Source organism: Shewanella morhuae (assembly GCF_900156405.1).
In the GTDB taxonomy this organism is placed as follows: domain Bacteria; phylum Pseudomonadota; class Gammaproteobacteria; order Enterobacterales; family Shewanellaceae; genus Shewanella; species Shewanella morhuae.
The window spans coordinates 65,165-84,961 of sequence record NZ_FTNN01000004.1; the positions used below are offsets into that span (position 1 = coordinate 65,165).

Annotated in this window: 13 protein-coding genes; 8 read left to right on the plus strand and 5 right to left on the minus strand. The window is 45.0% G+C overall.

Going from position 1 to position 19,797, the window contains the following annotated elements; genetic code table 11:
* Positions 1–3 precede the first annotated feature (3 nt).
* From BW947_RS06280 to BW947_RS06295, 4 genes are all read left to right on the plus strand, one after another.
* A complete protein-coding gene (locus BW947_RS06280) occupies positions 4–1,044 on the plus strand; it encodes an NADP(H)-dependent aldo-keto reductase (protein WP_076497637.1) in 1,041 nt (346 codons plus the stop codon).
* A gap of 192 nt (positions 1,045–1,236) precedes the next feature.
* Complete coding sequence (locus BW947_RS06285) at positions 1,237–2,472, plus strand: cysteine desulfurase (protein WP_076497639.1); 1,236 nt, start codon at positions 1,237–1,239, stop codon at positions 2,470–2,472.
* Between the two features lie 70 nt (positions 2,473–2,542).
* Positions 2,543–2,989, plus strand: coding sequence for a SufE family protein (locus BW947_RS06290; RefSeq protein WP_076497641.1), 447 nt, complete (start codon positions 2,543–2,545; stop codon positions 2,987–2,989).
* Between the two features lie 175 nt (positions 2,990–3,164).
* Positions 3,165–4,331 (plus strand): membrane dipeptidase, encoded by a 1,167-nt coding sequence (locus tag BW947_RS06295; protein WP_076497643.1) that lies wholly within the window; start codon positions 3,165–3,167, stop codon positions 4,329–4,331.
* A gap of 256 nt (positions 4,332–4,587) precedes the next feature.
* On the opposite strand, the gene BW947_RS06300 is transcribed toward BW947_RS06295, so the two are convergent.
* A complete protein-coding gene (locus tag BW947_RS06300; protein ID WP_076497646.1) occupies positions 4,588–6,516 on the minus strand; it encodes a peptidase U32 family protein in 1,929 nt (642 codons plus the stop codon).
* A 216-nt stretch (positions 6,517–6,732) separates the two neighbouring features.
* Between BW947_RS06300 and rluA the strand changes: the two genes are divergently transcribed.
* The 3 genes from rluA to BW947_RS06315 all read left to right on the plus strand — a co-directional run bounded on the left by rluA (position 6,733) and on the right by BW947_RS06315 (position 11,797).
* Positions 6,733–7,410: a bifunctional tRNA pseudouridine(32) synthase/23S rRNA pseudouridine(746) synthase RluA gene (gene rluA / locus BW947_RS06305; protein ID WP_076497648.1), complete on the plus strand. Its 678-nt coding sequence runs from the start codon at positions 6,733–6,735 to the stop codon at positions 7,408–7,410.
* Between the two features lie 95 nt (positions 7,411–7,505).
* Complete coding sequence (gene asnC, locus BW947_RS06310) at positions 7,506–7,967, plus strand: transcriptional regulator AsnC (RefSeq protein WP_006080290.1); 462 nt, start codon at positions 7,506–7,508, stop codon at positions 7,965–7,967.
* 206 nt (positions 7,968–8,173) lie between these two features.
* Entirely contained in the window at positions 8,174–11,797 is a 3,624-nt protein-coding gene (locus tag BW947_RS06315) for a S8 family serine peptidase (protein WP_076497650.1), read from the plus strand.
* Positions 11,798–12,018: 221 nt separating this feature from the next.
* Here BW947_RS06315 and dbpA read toward each other — a convergent pair whose 3' ends face one another.
* The 4 genes from dbpA to BW947_RS06340 all read right to left on the minus strand — a co-directional run bounded on the left by dbpA (position 12,019) and on the right by BW947_RS06340 (position 17,593).
* The gene (gene dbpA / locus BW947_RS06320) at positions 12,019–13,395 is read right to left on the minus strand and encodes an ATP-dependent RNA helicase DbpA (protein ID WP_076498041.1); all 1,377 of its coding nucleotides are present in this window, start codon (positions 13,393–13,395) and stop codon (positions 12,019–12,021) included.
* 315 nt (positions 13,396–13,710) lie between these two features.
* Positions 13,711–14,568: a pirin family protein gene (locus BW947_RS06325; protein ID WP_076497652.1), complete on the minus strand. Its 858-nt coding sequence runs from the start codon at positions 14,566–14,568 to the stop codon at positions 13,711–13,713.
* Positions 14,569–15,406: 838 nt separating this feature from the next.
* The gene (locus BW947_RS06330; RefSeq protein WP_076497654.1) at positions 15,407–16,576 is read right to left on the minus strand and encodes a hypothetical protein; all 1,170 of its coding nucleotides are present in this window, start codon (positions 16,574–16,576) and stop codon (positions 15,407–15,409) included.
* Positions 16,577–17,389: 813 nt separating this feature from the next.
* Positions 17,390–17,593, minus strand: coding sequence for a YheV family putative zinc ribbon protein (locus tag BW947_RS06340; protein ID WP_076498043.1), 204 nt, complete (start codon positions 17,591–17,593; stop codon positions 17,390–17,392).
* A gap of 253 nt (positions 17,594–17,846) precedes the next feature.
* Here BW947_RS06340 and BW947_RS06345 point away from each other — a divergent pair, with 253 nt between their 5' ends.
* Complete coding sequence (locus tag BW947_RS06345; protein WP_076497658.1) at positions 17,847–19,757, plus strand: ABC transporter ATP-binding protein; 1,911 nt, start codon at positions 17,847–17,849, stop codon at positions 19,755–19,757.
* The last annotated feature ends 40 nt before the right edge of the window (positions 19,758–19,797 follow it).

Below are 19,797 nucleotides of genomic sequence, written 5' to 3' on the forward strand. Positions count from 1 at the left end.
TAGATGGAATACAGACGCATACCGAATTCCAATCTCGAGGTCAGTAAAATTTGTTTGGGCACTATGACTTGGGGCGAGCAAAATAACCAAGCCGAAGCATTTGCACAGCTGGACTACGCCATAGGCAATGGCATCAACTTTATCGACACGGCGGAAATGTACCCTGTACCGCCAAAGCCAGAAACCCAAGGGGAAACAGAGCGGATTTTAGGCCAATATATTAAGGCTCGGGGCAACCGTGACGATCTGGTTATCGCCACTAAAATTGCGGCACCTGGCGGAAAAAGTGATTATATTCGCAAAAATATGGCGCTGGACTGGAACAATATCCATCAAGCCGTTGATGCATCTTTAGCGCGATTGCAAATAGACACGATCGATCTTTATCAAATCCATTGGCCAGATCGTAATACCAACTTTTTTGGTGAGCTATTTTACGAACAGCAAGATGATGAACAGCAAACGCCCATTCTCGAAACCTTAGAAGCCCTAGCGGAAGTTATCAGGCAAGGGAAAGTGCGTTATATCGGGGTGTCGAACGAAACTCCGTGGGGGTTGATGAAGTACCTGCAACTCGCCGAAAAGCACGGCTTACCGCGTATTGTCAGTGTGCAAAATCCGTATAACTTGCTCAATCGTAGTTTTGAAGTGGGTATGAGTGAAATCTGCCACCGTGAAGACCTGCCACTACTCGCCTATTCGCCGCTGGCCTTTGGTGCCTTAACTGGCAAATACTGCAATGACCAATGGCCCGAAGGCGCTCGCCTCACCTTATTTAAGCGTTTCGCCCGTTACACTGGCTCACAAATGGCACTTGAGGCCACCAAAGCCTATGTAGATTTAGCACGCGAGTTTAAGCTTACGCCCGCACAAATGGCATTAGCCTTTGTTAACTCACGTAAGTTTGTCGGCTCTAACATTATCGGTGCCACAGATTTGTACCAACTCAAAGAAAATATCGACAGCCTCAACATTATGCTATCGCCTGAGTTGCTCGTGCGCTTAAACGAACTGACTGAGAAATTTAGATTGCCTTGTCCATAGGCATGAGTAAGCATTAAGTGCTGATATGACATCTGGTTGTACTGCCAGATGTTATATCTATTATAAATTTACTCTGCATCATAAACGGCTCTGCCCACGTTCTGGCTTCTCACCCTAGCCTCGCTAACACTTGCATTCATATTGCAGATAACAGAAGATCTATTTGCCTTTTTCATTGCCTTAGCCTCATCCATGACTCAATCTGCCTTGCTAACACCCCACAACGCAAACATCCGTGCACAATTTCCTGTTTTAAAGCAGATGCTTGATGGCTACCCCTTATGTTATCTCGACACGGCGGCCACCAGCCAAAAACCACAAATAGTGTTAGATGCGATGGCGCAATATTACGCCAACGACAATGCTAATGTGCACCGTGCGGCGCATCAGCTATCGGCGCGGGCAACCCTAAGCTATGAAAAAGTGCGCGACCAATTACAACATTTTTTAAAGGCCAAACACCGTGAAGAAATCATTTTCACCCACGGCACGACAGAATCAATCAACTTAGTTGCTTTTGGATTAACCGCACAATTAACCGCAGGCGATGTGATTTTAATCGACTCGGCGGCGCACCACGCCAATATTGTCCCTTGGCAAGAACTGGCAAAACGCACAGGCGCAGTGATTAAGCCGATTCCACTAGATAAACATTGCCGCTTAGATATCGATGCCTATCAAGCTTTGTTAGCACTTAAGCCTAAAATCGTTGCCCTATCTCATGTATCTAACGCACTAGGCACTGTCAATCCTGTGGCTCAGTTAGTGCAGTTAGCCAAAGCCCAAGGCGCCATCACCTTAGTTGATGGCGCGCAGGCAGTTGCACATTTAACGCTGAATATGACTGAGATCGATTGTGATTTTTACGTCTTCTCGGGGCATAAAATGTACGGTCCCACGGGCGTTGGCGTGCTTTACGGCCGTTTTGACGTGTTAGATAGTCTCGCGCCATTATTAACTGGCGGCGAGATGATTAAACGCGTGAGCTTTGAAGCAACAGAATTTGGTAGCCTACCGAACCGCTTAGAAGCGGGCACACCGCCAATTGCCGAAGTAATTGGCTTAGGTGCGGCCATTACCTTTTTACAAACCGAGCTTACGGAGCAAGTTCAAGCCTATGAAACCGAGCTGCTTAACTATTTACAATGCCAATTACGCGCACTCGGTGAAGTGCACTTATACGGTGCCTTTGATGACAATATTGGCGTCGTCGCCTTTAATCTTGCCGATGAACATCATCAAGATGTGGGCATTTTATTAGATCAACAAGGTATAGCCGTACGCTGCGGCCACCACTGCGCCATGCCATTAATGCACAGTTTGAACCTTAAAGGCTGTTGCCGCGCCTCTATCGGTATTTACACTCATAAAGACGATATCGACCGCTTTATTGCCGCGTTAGCCTCGGTAAAAGATTTACTACTATAAAGCAGTATTTAGCCGTAAATCCGCATGCCACGTATAGGATGCTCAAATAAGTAAGATAGGATGTAGCGCAATGACAGACTCGATTATGCCGATACCAAACGAGGCAGATTTTCACTATGCGGTGCAAGGTGCAGAAACCTTGCTAACGCGCTTTACCAAGGCACCTAACTGGCAAGAAAGATATCGTCAAATAATGTTGCTAGGGAAAGACTTACCAAACCTTAGCCCTGAGCTTCGCGTAGATGCAGCGCAGGTCAAAGGCTGTGAAAGTGATGCGTGGATTTATCATCTAGAGCAAGCAGGCAAACACTATTATTTAGCCGACAGTGACGCCCGTATCGTTAAAGGATTGATCGGATTATTACTTGGCGCCTGCCATGGTAAAAGCCGCGATGAGATCCAAGCTTTTGATCCTACGGCTTACTTCAAACAATTAGGGCTAGAAGGCCAGCTCAGCCCATCGCGCACCAACGGCCTTAACTCACTGGCAAACGCTATGGTTGAAGCCACGAGATAATCATAGGCAAGGGCGTTAGTTAACAGCGATAAGCCAGAGATAAAGCGACTTGCTAATCGCCAGTTATCACCTATCTAGCTCAGGGACAAAGGCCAACAAAGGGATTTAATCAAAGACTTCTACATCCCAAAAAGGTATAAAGAAGATACATTTGCGTTATTGATAGGAACCAAGCATGCCCATCAAGGCAGTCAATCACTACCGTCGTACTCTCCTTAAAGGTTTTGGTGCAGCAACCCTGTTAAGCCCACTCGCCAGTTTACCTAGCTTTGCCGCCGAACAAAGGCGGATATATGTTGATGGTCTATCTTTTCTTCCCGATGACTTAAGTGATGTAACCGCCTCTAAACTCGATGCCTATGTTTGCGATATTTCGGCCATTGAGACCATAGAACAAGCCGATGGCACGCAAAACTATAAACGCACCTATAAAGCCTGCATGGAAAGCATTCAGCAAGCCGCTAAACGGGTAAGCGCAAGTCCTGATATTTTACTGCAAGGCTTGAGGGGACGAGATATTCAACGCGCCCGCGATAGTAAGCGCACTGCGGTATTCTTTCAAATCCAAGGGGCTGATTGCGTCGAAGCAGACAGTGACGCTAACCAATGGGCGCGAGTGGATGAGTTCCACCAACAAGGTCTGCGTGTACTGCAACTTACCCACCATTATGGCAATACCTTTGCGGGAGGCGCGTTAGATAGCAACGCCAATGGTGGGCTTAATAATCCGCTCACCGCCCACGGACGCGAGCTTATCGCCAAACTCAATCACGCCAACATCTTGGTGGATGTGAGTCATTCCAGCGCCCAAACCGCATTAGATGTCGCTAAGATAACGAAATCACCAATTGTACAAAGTCATGGCGCGGCGCGCGGTATTGTAAACAATGCCCGCTGTTCTCCCGATGCAGTGATCCGTGCCATTGGCGATAGCGGCGGCGTATTTGGTGTATTTATGATGAGTTTTTGGCTCACCAATAATGCTGTGCCTACGATTGACGATTATATTCGTCAGCTAGAATACGTGTCGCGCATTGGCGGTGTCGATTGTGTGGCAATCGCCAATGATTTCCCGCTGCGTGGCCAAGAAAATCTATTAGCACTGGATAACGACAATACCCAAGGTATTAAAGAATATCAGCAATGGTGGTATAGCTTGCGAGCAAAAGGTGTACTTGGTTTCGATGCAGAGCCAAGACATGTGGTGATCCCTGAGCTTAACCATATTGAGCGCATGAGTCGTATCGACGATGCCTTAGCTAAGGCGCGTTTTAAAGCTACTGATCGCGACCGTTTTATGGGCGGCAACTGGCAACGTGTGCTCAACAAAGTGCTACTGTAATGCAGATATTTTATTGATTGGGACGAACGGGTGCAATTAATCAGCCCCTATGAATAATAAAATCGATTCATTGTTCAAATAAAAATCACTTTATATTAAGCAGTACATAGAATGCTCTAAACATATATTCTTGCTGTTTTGTGGGCAAAGTATCCAACAATTTCATGCTGACTCTAATTTTGGTTTATAAAATAAATATAAAAAAAGTGCGTTATTAAACGCACTTTTTTATTCTTTAAGATATTAGCCGTTTGACTTAAGCTTCAGTCCAGAGATCCTTTTTACCTCTGACTTGGCGATTCTCACCCACCACCATCATTTCGCATTTTTGACAATCAAACACCAGCTTAAGCACATCGTTACCGATTTCAAGCACCATAGGATCGGCTTTAATTCCCGGCACTTCTTTCGGGCACAAATTGAAATTAAAACGCAAACAATGCTTAGTGACCATTAATGGTACGTCTTCTGTTACGCCATTTTTCTCATAGGTATCTTGGATTTCAATCACGCCGTGGCGTTGATAAAAATCTTTCGCTTTTTCGTTTGCTACGTTGCCTAAGTAACTCAAATGTTTAACCGGATACACCGCATTTTGATTATGTTTCCACGGCAGTGGACGCACATAACCTTGCACACGGGCGGCCTCTAACGCTGCAACGCCTTCACGGCGTAGACCATTAAGCACTGAGGCAGGCAAGAACCATGCTTGCGCGGTATCGATACTAATGCTGCGGGCAATAAAGTCGGTACTACCGAGTTTACCCAACTGAGTGCGAGTATTTTGCAACGTTTTATCAATATCGGTGGCTGGCGTTTTGTCGACCGCTAAATTAACGGTGGCGTTTAATCCATAGATATCAGTCAATGTCAGTGCTAGGCCATCATCGGTGTCAGTCAAGCGTAAATCAACACCAATAATCCGTTTAGATGACTCCTTGGCTAACTGGGTTTCGAAGGCTTGGTTATGGTTACGATACAGTGTCATGCCGACATTTAAGTCCCGTGGCACTTGCAATACATGTAATTTAAGCCCTTCGGCACGATTAACCCGCAAGCCTTGCAACTTATCGTCGGACTGTTTTGCCGTGGCAAAGTTAGCTGGGAAAAATGCTAAACCATCACCATTATTAAACTCATGGCTTGAGCTTACTTGGATAAAGTCTTTACCTATACCGATGACCTTACCCACTTCTTCACCTATGTATTTAGGCGAACGGAAATCTTTAATGCCTTGGCTACGCTCATTAACAAAATAATCGGTACTACCACGGTTAAAGGTCTTTTCGGGATCAGGAATAAAGCTGTGCTCACAACGACCATGGGACGACGCCTTAAACTCTGGGCGACGCGCGATAATCTCGTCGAGCTTTTGGCGATAGTGAGCGGTGACGTTTTTAACGTAGCTTAAATCTTTTAAGCGACCTTCAATCTTAAACGAGCGAATACCCGCATCGATTAACGCATCGAGGTTATCGGTTTGGTTATTGTCTTTTAAGGACAATAAATGTTCGTTTTGCGCCAATACATCACCTTGGCGAGTCTTAAGATTGCCCGGTAAACGGCACATTTGTGAACATTCACCGCGGTTAGCGCTGCGATTACTAAAAGAATGGCTTAAATTACATAAACCACTGTAAGCCACGCAAAGCGCGCCATGAATGAAAAATTCGAGTTGCATATTGGTATGTGCTGCAACATCACGGATTTGGCTTAAGCCCAGTTCACGGGCGAGTACCACTTGAGAAAATCCAACCTGTTCTAAGAATGCTACTTTTTCTGGGCTGCGATTATCCATTTGGGTACTGGCATGCAGGGCAATCGGTGGCAAGTTAAGTTGCAACACGCCCATATCCTGTACGATTAACGCATCAACCCCTGCCTCGTACAATTGCCAAATCAGTTTTTCGGCGGCGCTCAGTTCGTCATCCATCAAAATAGTGTTGAGGGCAACAAATACTTGCGCATGATATTGATGAGCATAAGTACACAGACGCGCGATATCTTCAACACTGTTGCCCGCCGTTGCCCGTGCGCCAAATGCTGGGCCACCAATGTAAACCGCATCGGCACCATGGCGAATGGCTTCAATACCATAATCGGCATTTTTTGCAGGCGCCAATAACTCAAGGCGGTTATGAACGTGAGAAAGATTCTCAGGGGTGTAAATATCTGGCTGGCTCATGGCTTTACAGGCTCAAAATCATCAATAACGAAAAGGAGGTGAGTATAACAAAATCTAAAATTTAGCTCTATCAGCAAATCATCAACTAAATACGCTTTACTTCTGTGCTTTAGGTATCTCTGAAAGATTCAAGTCGCTGGCAATCTTTAGGCGCTGCACTTGCACCCTCAGGCCTAGCAGGGTATCTTTGCCGCGCATTGACGAATAGGCCTTATGATGACTGACTTTATATACCAACCACCGACCACTCCTTGGCTCGATATCCTTTATCAAGATAAAGACATTATCGTGATTAACAAACCTTCGGGGTTGTTGTCTGTGCCCGGTCGCTCGCCTGCCCATTACGACAGTGTTTATGCCCGTGTTAAAGCCGAATATCCCCATAGCCAAATTGTGCACCGACTGGATATGGCAACCTCTGGTGTGATTGTTGTGGCCTTAATCCGTAGCGCTGAGCGTGAATTAAAACGCCAGTTCCATGATCGAGAAACCAGCAAAACCTACTTTGCTAGAGTTGCTGGTCATATCAAACATGATACTGGCAGTATTGATTATCCACTGATCTGTGATTGGCCGAATCGGCCTAAACAAAAGGTCGATCATCTTGTGGGCAAACCATCTTTGACCCACTACCAAGTATTAAGTCGTGCCAAACGCTCAACACTGGTCAAACTCACCCCCATCACTGGTCGCTCACATCAATTACGCGTACACATGATGGCGCTGGGTCACCCTATTTTAGGGGATGGTTTTTATGCTGATCCACTGGCAAAATCATTAGCACCTCGCTTGTTATTGCATGCTGCAGAGCTCACCATCAAACACCCATATTCAGCAATCAGCATGACTTTTAACGCTGAAGCTCCCTTTTGCGAGCCACAAGGCGAACAATGATCACTAATCGCGGCGAATATACCTAAATGCTATAGCAATTCTCTAGAAAAAAACGTAACTTGATGACAATTCATTACGTTATAGAGAATTTAATTATGGATACCGCATTTCAACGCGATCAACTTGATAACCATATCCTCGAAGCTCTAATGCAAGATGCGCGCACGCCATTTGCTGAACTTGCAAAACGCTTTAGCGTCAGTGCTGGCACGATTCATGTGCGCGTCGAAAAAATGAAGCAAGCGGGCATTATTACCGGTGCACAGATCACGGTAAATCCCAAAGCCCTCGGCTATGACGTGTGTTGTTTTATTGGTATCAATCTGAAGAGTGCGGGCGATTATCCTGCCGCGATTGCAAAACTTAATGCCTTAGAAGAGGTCGTTGAAGCCTACTACACCACTGGCAATTACAGTATTTTTGTAAAGGTTATGTGCCAATCCATCGATGGTTTACAACATGTATTGATTAATCGTATTCAATCCATTGATGAAATCCAGTCAACAGAAACCTTAATTAGCCTACAAAACCCCATAGTAAGAGCCGTTAAGCCATAACTTAACATCATCAAAAAACACACAAACAGCACAAAATACGGCAAAGTGTGATTTACATCTTTTTCGCTACAAACTGTTAACTATATTATCTTTCCGTGTTACAACTTCTATTGCTATCGCCAAAGAGCGAAGCATAACTATAACAATTCGACCGTCAGCACTTTAGAAAATAAAGTGCTAACGTATTAATTGACAAGGAAGAAGTTGTGAAAACGAAACTATCAATCGCTATCTCTGCAGCCCTATTATCTGGCGCAGCACTTGCCGGTACACCCACCCAATACAATACAACTAACCAAACAACGGATAAGTATGCGGGTCTCAGTGTCACTAAAAGTAAAAGCAATGATCAAAAACAAGCCTCTGCTTGGCTGATCCGCTTAAAAGCGCCTTCGATTGCCCAACAGAGTCAGTTAAAAGGGGGTAATCGTCAGTCAGTAATGAGCAATATCGAAAGTTCACAATCAAAAGTGAAAAATGCCATTCAGAGCATGGATGCCGATATTAAGGTTGTGGCTACGACGTCAAAATTAGTTAACGCCATTATCGTTCAGGGCGATTATAAAAAAATCACCTCTTTACTCAAAAATCCTGAAGTCGCCGAGATATTACCTGTCTATGACTACAAGCTTAATGTTGACGCCAGTGCTGAATACATAAAAGCCAAAGCCGTTATTGAAGCAGGCGTTGCCTCAGGGAAAGGTCAGCGTGTTGCCATTCTTGATACAGGGGTCGATTACACTCACAAAGCGCTGGGCGGTTCGGGCTTAATTGCTGACTATAACACTGCCGTTGCGGCTAAGAGTGAAGCGCCTAATTGGCCACAAGGTAAAGTGATTGGCGGTTGGGATTTTGTTAATAACGATCCTAACCCCATTGACGTCACGACTAACCACGGTACCCATGTTAGTCACTCTGTCGTAGGTGTAGCACCAGACGTTGAACTATTGGTTTATTCTATTTGTGAAAAAACTTGTTCAGGTATTGCACAGCTCAATGCTCTTGAAGCGGCAATGGACCCTAATGGCGATGGAGACATCAGTGATCGCGTTGATACTGTCAACATGTCTTTAGGCGGCGATTTTGGTGATACCGATGGCGGCGCCGTTCAAGTATTAATCGATGAAATGGTGCAGCTTGGCGTTAACCTGGTTATTTCTGCGGGTAACGATGGCGCAACCCCTTTTATCGTTGGCGGCCCGAGTACCACCAATAGCGCCCTATCAGTTGGAGCGATGACACACCCCACCACAAAAGTTGGCAAAATAGATGCCATGTTCATGGGCGGGGCTCTTGATGCTATTGGCGCCGGATTTAATACATCAAATGTGTACAGTTTTACCAATGCAACAGCGCCAATGGTCTATCCTGCCGCCAATACGGATGGTTGCCTCGCATACACTGAAGATTTAACCGGTAAAACGGTACTAATCGATCGTGGTGTGTGTGGCTTTGCCGTTAAAGTATTAAATGCTCAGCTTAAAGGCGCATCATTTGTCGTAGTGGCAAACAATGCTGCGGGCACCATAGTGATGGGTGGTGAGGATGATAGCATCACCATTCCATCTGTCATGGTATCAAAAGAAGACGGTGATGCGATTAAAGCGGCTCTTGCTGCGGGCGATGTTGCCTTTAGTATTTCATCAACTGAAGTGACGACAGCGGGTGCTATTGCTACATTTACATCACGCGGCCCTTCTATTGCGGGTACTTTAAAACCTGAAATTACCGCTCCAGGTACCGATATCCTTACCGCTGAACCCGGTAAAGGTGATGGCTTAACTCCAATTAGTGGTACTTCATTCTCTAGCCCTATCACAGCCGGTGCTATCAGTATCGTACGTGAAGCCTTACCTCATCGTAATGCCTTTGAAATTAAAGCAACGATGATGAACGCCGCAAATCTCGACGTAACACTTGAACCCAAATCGATTAATCCCGATGCCGAATTAGCACCGATTAGTTATATTGGTTCAGGTTTAGTCGATATTGAAAAAGCAGTTAATTTACCTGTTATCGCGTGGAATAAAGAGACGAAACAAGCCGCACTAGCCTTTGGTTTGCTCGCTCTCAATAAAACCACTTCAGTCACTAAAACGGTTTCAGTAAAAAACTTCTCCACTGCAGAGAAAACCTATACGCTCAAAGCCGAGCAACGTTTCCAAAATGATATCGATTCTGGAGCGCTGAGCTTTGAATTACCAGCAAGTGTGACAATCCCAGCGGGACAAACGGTTAGCTTCGATGTGACCGCAACGATTGACCCAACAAAGCTGCCTGAATGGACGCTCACATCATCCTATGAGCTTGATGGCACTGCTGAGGATGCATCAACAGCACTTACGCTATCAGAATACGATGGCGCGATTCAATTCATGGATGGCGAAGAAAAAGCATTACATTTGGTTTATCACATTTTACCGAAAGCAGCGGCAGCCATATCTGTGACTACCGAAAAAACTGCCGATGGTTTAGTGCGTACACTCACCAACGTAGGTGCAACATCCATTAGCGATCCATTTACAGCGCCGTTGTTAGCAACTAGCCCAGTAGATATCACCAAGCGTCACGACTTGCTCAATGTATCAAGTGAGACTTTAGTAGATGGCTCATGTAATGCAGGTATTGCGATTTATAACACCTTCCAAATGCGCGATCCGATTATTCATCCTTTAGCGGGTAATTATTCAGTCGATTATGACCTCAATAATGATGGCGAGTGGGATTACACCGTAGCCACAGCCAATTTGAACTGGTTTAATGAAGCTTATCCTAAAGTCATTTATGGCTTAGTCTCTCCCTATGGCGATGAAGGTACGATATTAGAACCTGTGTACCACGTGACAGGTAATGACTTTTTAACTAGCACCGCCTGTTTTGAAGATTTAGGGCTAACTCAAGCCGATTTAGGTAAAACTATCACGGTTCGTTTTCGCACTGAAGATAATGACTGGGCGCCAACCCCCTCAGGCGATGAAGACAGTGTAACTGCAACATTGCTATTGGATGGTTCAGGCACCTCAGCCATGCTCCTTGATACCGAAGGTAATGAAGTCACTGAGCTAAAACCAGGTGCAAGTGCAACCTTAAAAGCTGAAGTTGGCGACAATGCAATCGGCTTTATGCTCTTATCCGATTCAGGTTCTATGTCAGTTACAGCCAATACTTCAGATGAAGGTAACTCTGCACCAACAGTAGCAGACGTGACACTTTCAGTGGATAAAGGTGCCGCAGCAGGTACTGTTATAGGTACATTAACTGCAACCGACCCTGATATGATTACCAGCCCGTTCTCTGAGTTTGTGACCTTAGGTTCTAGCAGCAGTATGGTCATAGTCGATAAGGATGGCACGGTACGTTTAAGTACTGACGCCGTGATTAATCAACAAAGCAAAACGATAGAAGTTGAAGTTGTTGCACTGGACACTATGGGTAACACTTCAGCACCTGCAACGGTAACTGTATTGATTAATAATACAAAACCCACGGTTTCACCGGCAGGTATGGTCAGCACAGAAGGCTATGTTGTCACAGCCGAGGCCAATGCGAAAGATGCTGACGGCGACACGTTAACCTATAACTGGGTACAAACTGGTGGCACTAAAGTCGCATTTACCAATGGTGGTAGCAAAATTAACTTCGCGGCTCCTGCTGGCGACCACGTATTCACTTTCTCAGTGACCGCTTCTGACGGAAAACTTGAGAGTGATCCAGGTACTGCAACGATTACTGTGAATGCTAAAAAAGTCGAGTCGTCAGGTGGCGGTGCACTGGGTTGGTTAACAGCCTTTTTATTACCTTTGGCAGCAATTCGCCGCCGTATGAAATAACCAGTAAATCGACTGAAAAGGCAATTTTGATGACTAATAACGATTGTTGGTATAAAACACTCAGTTAGCCGCTTATTGGCCTAAATGAAAATCCGAATGTATTTAATACATTCGGATTTTTTATATAAAAAAGGGAATGAACCTAAGTCCACTCCCCTTAAATCACCGCTGCTTAGGTTTATCGAGTCGGCTCTCAATTAACCTTATTCAGCTTATATGTCTTATTTCATCGGCCAAGCACGGTAAGATTTGCCCTTAATGCGGCCGCCCGTTAGTTTGTTCAACGCTTTTTTAGCGACTTGACGATTAACCGCCACATAGGCGCGGTAATCGGTTACTTGAATTTTACCGACTTGCGAGCCTTCAATACCGTTATCCCCCGTCAGTGCACCTAAAATATCCCCTGGACGCAGCTTTTCTTTCTTACCGCCATCGATCTGCAAAGTGATCATGGTTGGCGCGGCGGGCGTGTTACCGAGCAGGCTTTCAGATGGTAATGATTCGCTAGTGATTTCGCGATCTAAGTACTCTTCTAACAAGGCAATCTTGTAACCGTCTTGGTCGTTATAGAAGGTATAAGCGGCGCCTTTACTACCCGCACGGCCTGTACGACCGATACGGTGAATATGGACTTCGGTGTCGTAGGCAACGTGATAGTTAAACACAGCATCGAGCGCATCGATATCTAAACCACGGGCAGCAACATCGGTCGCCACCAGCACACAAGCACTCTTGTTAGCAAATTGCAGCAGAGTTTCGTCTCGGTCTCTTTGCTCTAAATCGCCGTGTAGAGCCAATACGCTAAAGCCTAACTCTTCAAGCTCATCGGCTACTTTTTGGGTTTCGCGCTTAGTGTTACAAAACACTACCGCACTTTCAGGCTTATGTTCTAACAACAATAATTGCAGCGCTTGCATGCGCGCCTTGTCATCGTCTAAGTGATAAAAATGCTGAGCAATACTTAAGCTGTCGTGATTACCTTCCACTTTAACCATGGTCGGTTCATACATGATTTGCTTAGCAATCGATTCAATTTGCTCAGGGAACGTTGCGCTAAATAGCAGCGTTTGGCGCTCACGCGGAGCTTGTTCGATAATGGCATCGAGGGCGGGTTGGAAGCCCATTTCTAACATGCGATCGGCTTCATCAAGCACTAACATGTTGAGATTGCTTAAATCTAAGCGATTGCGATCTAAATGATCGACGATACGACCCGGCGTACCGACAATAATGTGCGCGCCGTGTTCCAGCGAGCCAACCTGTGGCCCCATAGGCACGCCGCCGCAAAGTGTCAGCACTTTAACGTTATGAATACCACGGGCAAGGGTACGGATTTCCTGCGCCACTTGGTCGGCCAACTCGCGGGTTGGGCATAACACTAAGGTTTGAATACGAAAGCGTTTAACATCTAACTTGTTCAGTAACCCTAGGCCGAAAGCGGCCGTTTTACCCGAGCCAGTTTTACCCTGACCTATCACATCCTGCCCCGCTAAAATGGGCGGCAAACTTTGCGCCTGAATTGGCGTCATCTCGTTGTAGCCCATAGAAGAAAGGTTCTCAAGCAGTTCGGGTTTTAGCTTAAGAGTCGAAAAAGCCATTGATGGATTAGGCTTAGTATCAGAGTTGCTCAAGGTGAATATCCTGTGGTAGGTAACGAAGCGGCTGCTAGGTTACTGAAATTGCGTTACTTATCGATTTAACTGATTTATTTACATTAAGGTTAGCTTTAGGCTAGATTAAAAATCTAAGCCAGCTCAACCCAAAAGCACGGCTATTGTAGCAACAAAGCGCGACTTTTACCTAAGCCCTTAAGCAATGCAAACCACAGGATTGAACAGCAACAAAAAAGCCCTGCTAGAAGTCAGGGCTTAGATTTAGCTTCAGAATTAACTCAGTGCGGCTAATTTAATAAATTACGCGATGTGGCCAAAACGCCCTTCTTGATAATCGCGGATCGCCTGTTGAATTTCTGCTTGGGTGTTCATCACAAAGGGGCCCATCTGGACAATTTTTTCACGGATAGGTTTACCCGCAAACAGTAACATGCCAGCGCCGCGCTCATCAGCTTTAAATTTGATCACACTTTGACTATCGAGCACTAAAAACTCGCCCTGATGATGTGACCATTGTGAATCTTCACCCTTGCTTAAGTCACCTTGATATAAATACAAAGCCACCAACTCATGTTGAGACAAATCAAGCGTAGCCTCAGCGTTTGGCGCTAAGCTCAAATCAGCAATAGCAGCTTCGCCCGCTAATCCTTGAATGGTCGCACTAATCAGCGGTTGATCTTTAAAGCCCCAATCACCCGCTAAGGCTTTTAAGCTAGCACCTGTGTCATTAGTCACTTCAACGCTCGCACTACCCGCAGTATCTTGGTACGTCGCGGGGCGCAACTTATCTTTGGCAGGCATGTTGACCCAAATTTGGAACCCATGCAGACCATCAACCGCATCGGCCAGCGGCATTTCAGAATGCACTACCCCGAACCCAGTACTCATCCACTGCACATCGCCTGCACGGATCGCCTTCACATTGCCCATTTGGTCACGGTGCTCAAAGCCGCCCTTGCGAATATAAGTGAAGGTCTCCATCCCACGATGGGGATGTGCGGGGAAACCGCCAATAAAGTCTTGTTCATCATCGGATTTAATTTCATCGATCATCAAGAAAGGATCAAATTTAGTCGTCACAAAATCGGCGACACGGCGAATATTGACCCCATCGCCATCCATCGCGGCTTTGGCGGAAAACTGACTTAATACTTTCATTGCTGCTCTCCTATCGGTTGAGCAAAGCGGTGCGTGAAACGTCAAGATTATACGGCTAACACAAGACGCAAACGCTTTGCTGATGGAGGCAGAATAACAAGGAAGTTTACAAAAGAATAACGCGAAATCACGGCCTAAACATTCGATAAAATAGAACGGTTGAAGATTGAGTACAAAGCGTTCTAGCTAGCTTAAACTAGACTTATCACTTAAGCGTTTTGAAAGAAAAACTGAATAACGTTTAATCACTTGCCATTGCCTCCCCAGTGACACGCCGTAAACTCTTCCGTGAGGGCTCGACGGCGACATCCATGTCGCCAACGGTCACTGATGCCCCAATGGCCATTCTCACACCCCATACAACTGTATCGCCATCTAAAAATATGAAGCATAACCTTGTTAGATAATTTACTCTTAATTAACCAGATTCGGATTAGATATTCTATTAATAACGCCTCTTTCAACTACAAACCAATCAACACTTGATATAACTAGTCAGAATGGGCATAACAGGAAGATGAATCAGTTCTCTAGAGATTTGATTCATCTTAAGGGGAAAAACCACCCCAGAATAGCCGCAAACGGGGGATTAGGGCGGGTTTTAGGGGCTCGCGTGAATCAGTCTGATGTAGAGTGATTCACTGGCTCACTTTGGGACAAAAGCGTGATAGCCCATTTGCTCTAACTCGTCAGTTTCGGATTCAAATTTCTATGGAGATAACGCCCGTATTTGCGGCTGGTTTGGAGCACCGCGAAAAACCAGTCCGACAACATGCGCTTGTTAGGCATTTTCTGTCAGATCACGTTTTATTTTATCACGAGCTAATGTTCTAGCTTTTCATAACATGGCTTGAAACACCGTTGGCTTCTTATTGCTTAATTGGGTAAAGAAGTCAGCAGCACCAAGTGGGCTGCATGTCACCTGACTAGATAAATGCTTCATTCTCTCAGGGCAGCTATTGATTCCTGGGTTGACAATATTCAGCTTTCTAGATGCTGAGAAGGATAGCCAGTCTGCTATCTGATCGTCTATATGTTTGTCTCCAAAGCTATAACCTATACAAATAAGCTCATTGGCATAATTCAGATTCCCTTTGAAAAGCGATAGAAACTCAGATGGCGCTATCTGGCTTAGTTTATTAGTAAACTTGTGAGCGCCTGATAGCAGGCTTTTCCGTAGAAACTGAATTTCTCCATTTTCATCTTCATAGATATTTTCGTTCGTGCATACAATTCCATCTCGGACTGCAATATCTTGATTTATTTTATCTAGTAGTTGAATCTGTGAAGATAGAGAGTCTGGGCTACTTGTAGCGGACTTTACTTTCAGGTAGTTAAGCTCGTCATTTTGGCCAAATATATCTAAGGCCCCATGAAGCTTTATAAGGTTAATGCCGAACTCACCGTGTCTAAAAAAATCATATTGATTTTCTTCAATGGATTTCCGACTTAACCTTTCAAAGGGGAAGCTATATATCGAACCGTTGGCGGTTTTCATCGGGATATTAACTTCCTCATTAAAACCTGACTTTAATGGAATTTCTAATTTGAGCGCCAACATTTCAATGATGCAATCATGATTCAGGGAGAAAATCCAAAGCGGTTTGTTATTGTTGACCATTTCCTTGATTGAGGAAAAGTCTTCCAACGCGGCCAATGCATAGCTCGTATTCTTCACCTGACGCTCCATCAGTAAGCCATATACAGCCTGAAGTAGAAAGCCAAGCGCAGCATGATAACTCTGCCTCTTAAGTTGATCTCGTTCCCTAGAGCACTCTACTTCAATGGCTCCAATGATGTTCTCATAATGTAAATTCTCATTTTCTAATAGAGATACAACACATGAGATAACATCTTGATCCCAGCCACCACCTTGAGACTTCCAATTTTTATTGAATGCAATTAATTTTTCAGGAGTTAACCAACGTCTTATTTCAGCAGTCAACTCCCAGACAAGAGGCATGCCGCAGTCATATGTTGCCCCAGCACCAATAAATAAAGCTTTCATCGTAATCCGTAGTTCATTGATTGCCTAACATTTTATTCGTGCGCATGCGCGTTTACCTCGTTGGACCAGTGAAAACGCGCACGGTTAACTATTTGTATGAAAAGAACTTATCAGCTTTCTGCCAAATAAACCATCTGGAAAAACGCGCATGCGCGTTTTCCAAACCGATTAACTCAAAGTCAGCGACTATAGTCACCTGATTTTATAGAGTTTTATTTGTTGCTGATGGAGTTAGTGCGCACTGTTCTTGTCTTCAAATCATCCCAAAATACCTAAATTTAAATACGACTGTATACCCATACATTGTTAGGCGATTTACGGCAGGATCAAACATTAGGAAAAAAGACGAGAATTTGTATGGTAACAGGAGCGGGAGTTTTTGATTAAGCTAACGAACTGAAACACGGAATGAGGCAAAGATTTGTTAGCCCAAAGCTCATGAAAAATGATCGCGTTCGCGCGTGAACCAGACTAGGCAAGTCTGATTCACTGTAACGATGTTTGCAATCCCTCATGGTCAGGTCTTACTTTTTAGTATCTATTACTTTTTGTATCTCTAGTTATCAAACAAAAAATGGCTAATCTTTGAGCCGTTGAGGCAATAGTTTTTTAGCAGAATGAGCAGTGAGAGGGTTAGTTAGGATTAGCATTATTACGGAAGTGGCCGTCGGTGGCATGGATGCCACCGACGAGCCCTCTGGGAAGCTTATTTTAAAAACAATAGGCGTCGTATCACTGAAGTAATATTGCCAATCGACACTGCGCATCGAAGAGTTTTTTACGAATCTAATTTTCTGGACTACCTAGCGAAACCTAATCCGGTTTAAACACGCCGATCACAGCGCCGGTGGCTTTTTCAGCAACCTTTTCATCGGTTTGCTGTTCACGGTAGTCACACTCAGTACATTCAACGGTTTCGATGCCGTTTTCCTTGTAGAGCAAAATAGTGTCTTTAGCACTGCATTTTGGGCACTTAGCACCGGCTACGAAACGCTTTTTGATTTTAGTGTTTGTCATAATAGATAAAGGACCAGATAGCGAGGCCAAGTGATTCGGCCGAATGAATTGCCGCTATTTTGCCACAGTGATGCTTGAATACCAGCGTTACCTTAAAGTATGAAGCCTTAGGGCGATGTGATGCGATTCACGAAAGATCATCCTGAAAAGTCGATTAATTGTCCGAGTTATCGAGTCAGGTTGTGGTTTGAAACAGGGTTGTACGCTATCATCTGTGCCCTGATAAATTCTCGTGTTAACCAAGTTGTAGTCAATGATCAGCATCAACCAAGCGCAATTAATCCGTGGCAGTAAAACCCTGCTAGATGAGACCTCTCTGACGATTTATCCTGGCCATAAGGTCGGGTTAGTCGGTGCTAACGGCACAGGTAAATCTTCACTGCTCGCATTAATTTTAGGTCACTTAAGCCTAGATAAAGGTGAGTTTAGCCTGCCTTCTGGCTGGCAAATTGCCACTGTGGCCCAAGAAACCCCTGCGCTCGACGTCTCGGCGCTGGAATATGTGATCGATGGTGATAGCGAATATCGTCAATTAGAAGCCCTATTGCACAAGGCGCAAGAAGATAACGATGGCAATGCGATTGCATTGTTACACGGCAAAATAGACGCTATTGGTGGTTATGCGATTCATTCGCGCGCGGGTTCATTATTAGCAGGATTAGGTTTTAGTGAAGCCGACCAAAGTAATCCGGTAAAAAGCTTTTCGGGCGGCTGGCGTATGCGCCTTAACTTAGCCCAAGCGCTATTGTGCCGCTCAGACTTATTACTGCTCGATGAGCCGACCAACCACTTAGATTTAGATACCATGTACTGGCTCGAAGGTTGGATTAAATCCTATCAAGGCACGCTAATTCTAATCAGCCATGACAGAGATTTTATCGATGAAATCGTTGATGAAATCGTTCATGTTGAAAATCAAAAACTCAATTTCTATAAAGGTAATTACAGTGCCTTTGAGCGTATTCGTGCCGAGCGTATGTCGCAGCAACAAGTTGCCTTTGAGCGCCAACAAAAAGAACGCGCGCATATACAATCCTTCGTTGACCGTTTCCGCTACAAGGCAAGTAAAGCCAAGCAGGCACAGAGCCGCTTAAAAGCGCTAGAGCGTATGGCTGAACTATCACCATCACAAGCCGATAGCCCATTTTATATGGAGTTTCGTGCGCCAGAAGCCCTGCCAAATCCGTTGATTAAGATGGAGCAAGTCGCCGTTGGCTATGGTGAAAAACAAATACTCAGTAAAGTGCATTTAAACTTAGTGCCGGGTGCGCGCATTGGATTATTGGGCCGTAACGGCGCGGGTAAATCAACATTAATCAAGCTGTTATCTGGTCAACTGTCGCCACTAACCGGTTTGTATGAACCGAATCCTGGCGTCAATATTGGCTACTTTGCCCAGCATCAAATTGAGTTTTTACGCCTCGACGATACACCAATGCAGCATTTAGTGCGTTTAGCGCCTAATGCCAGAGAACAAGAATTACGTAACTTTTTAGGTGGTTTTGGCTTTAACGGCGATATGGCGCTCTCACCAGTACGTCCCTTTTCTGGCGGCGAAAAAGCGCGTTTAGTGTTAGCGCTATTGGTATGGCAACGCCCTAACCTTTTACTGCTCGATGAACCGACCAACCATTTAGACTTAGAAATGCGCTACGCCTTAACTATGGCGCTACAAACCTTTGAAGGCGCAATGGTTATCGTATCGCACGACCGTCATTTACTGCGCTTAACCTGTAGTGATTACTATCTGGTTGATCAAGGTGAAGTCCGCGCTTTTGATGGCGATTTAGAGGATTACCATCAATGGTTGCTCGATGCAGCAAAGGCAAGTTCTAGCCAAAACAGCAATAATGACGAGCTCAAACCTGCTGCAGATAAAAAGCTGCAAAAGCGTCTTGAAGCTGAAGTACGCCAAAAAGTATCGCCTTTAAAACGTAAGCAAACTAAGTTAGAAACCGATCAACATAAGCTGAGCGAGCGCCTTGCTGAGTTAGAACATTTATTGGCTGATAGCGAATTATATGATCAAGATAACAAAGCGAAACTAACCGCGGTACTTAGCGAACGAACTCGCTTGACGCAAACCTTAGAAGAAAGTGAAATGCAATGGCTTGAGTTGCAAGAAGAGATTGACGCTCTTGAACTTGAGATCATGAGCCAGTAATACGCGCGCATAAAAGCACCCTAGTGTTTGAAGGAAAAGT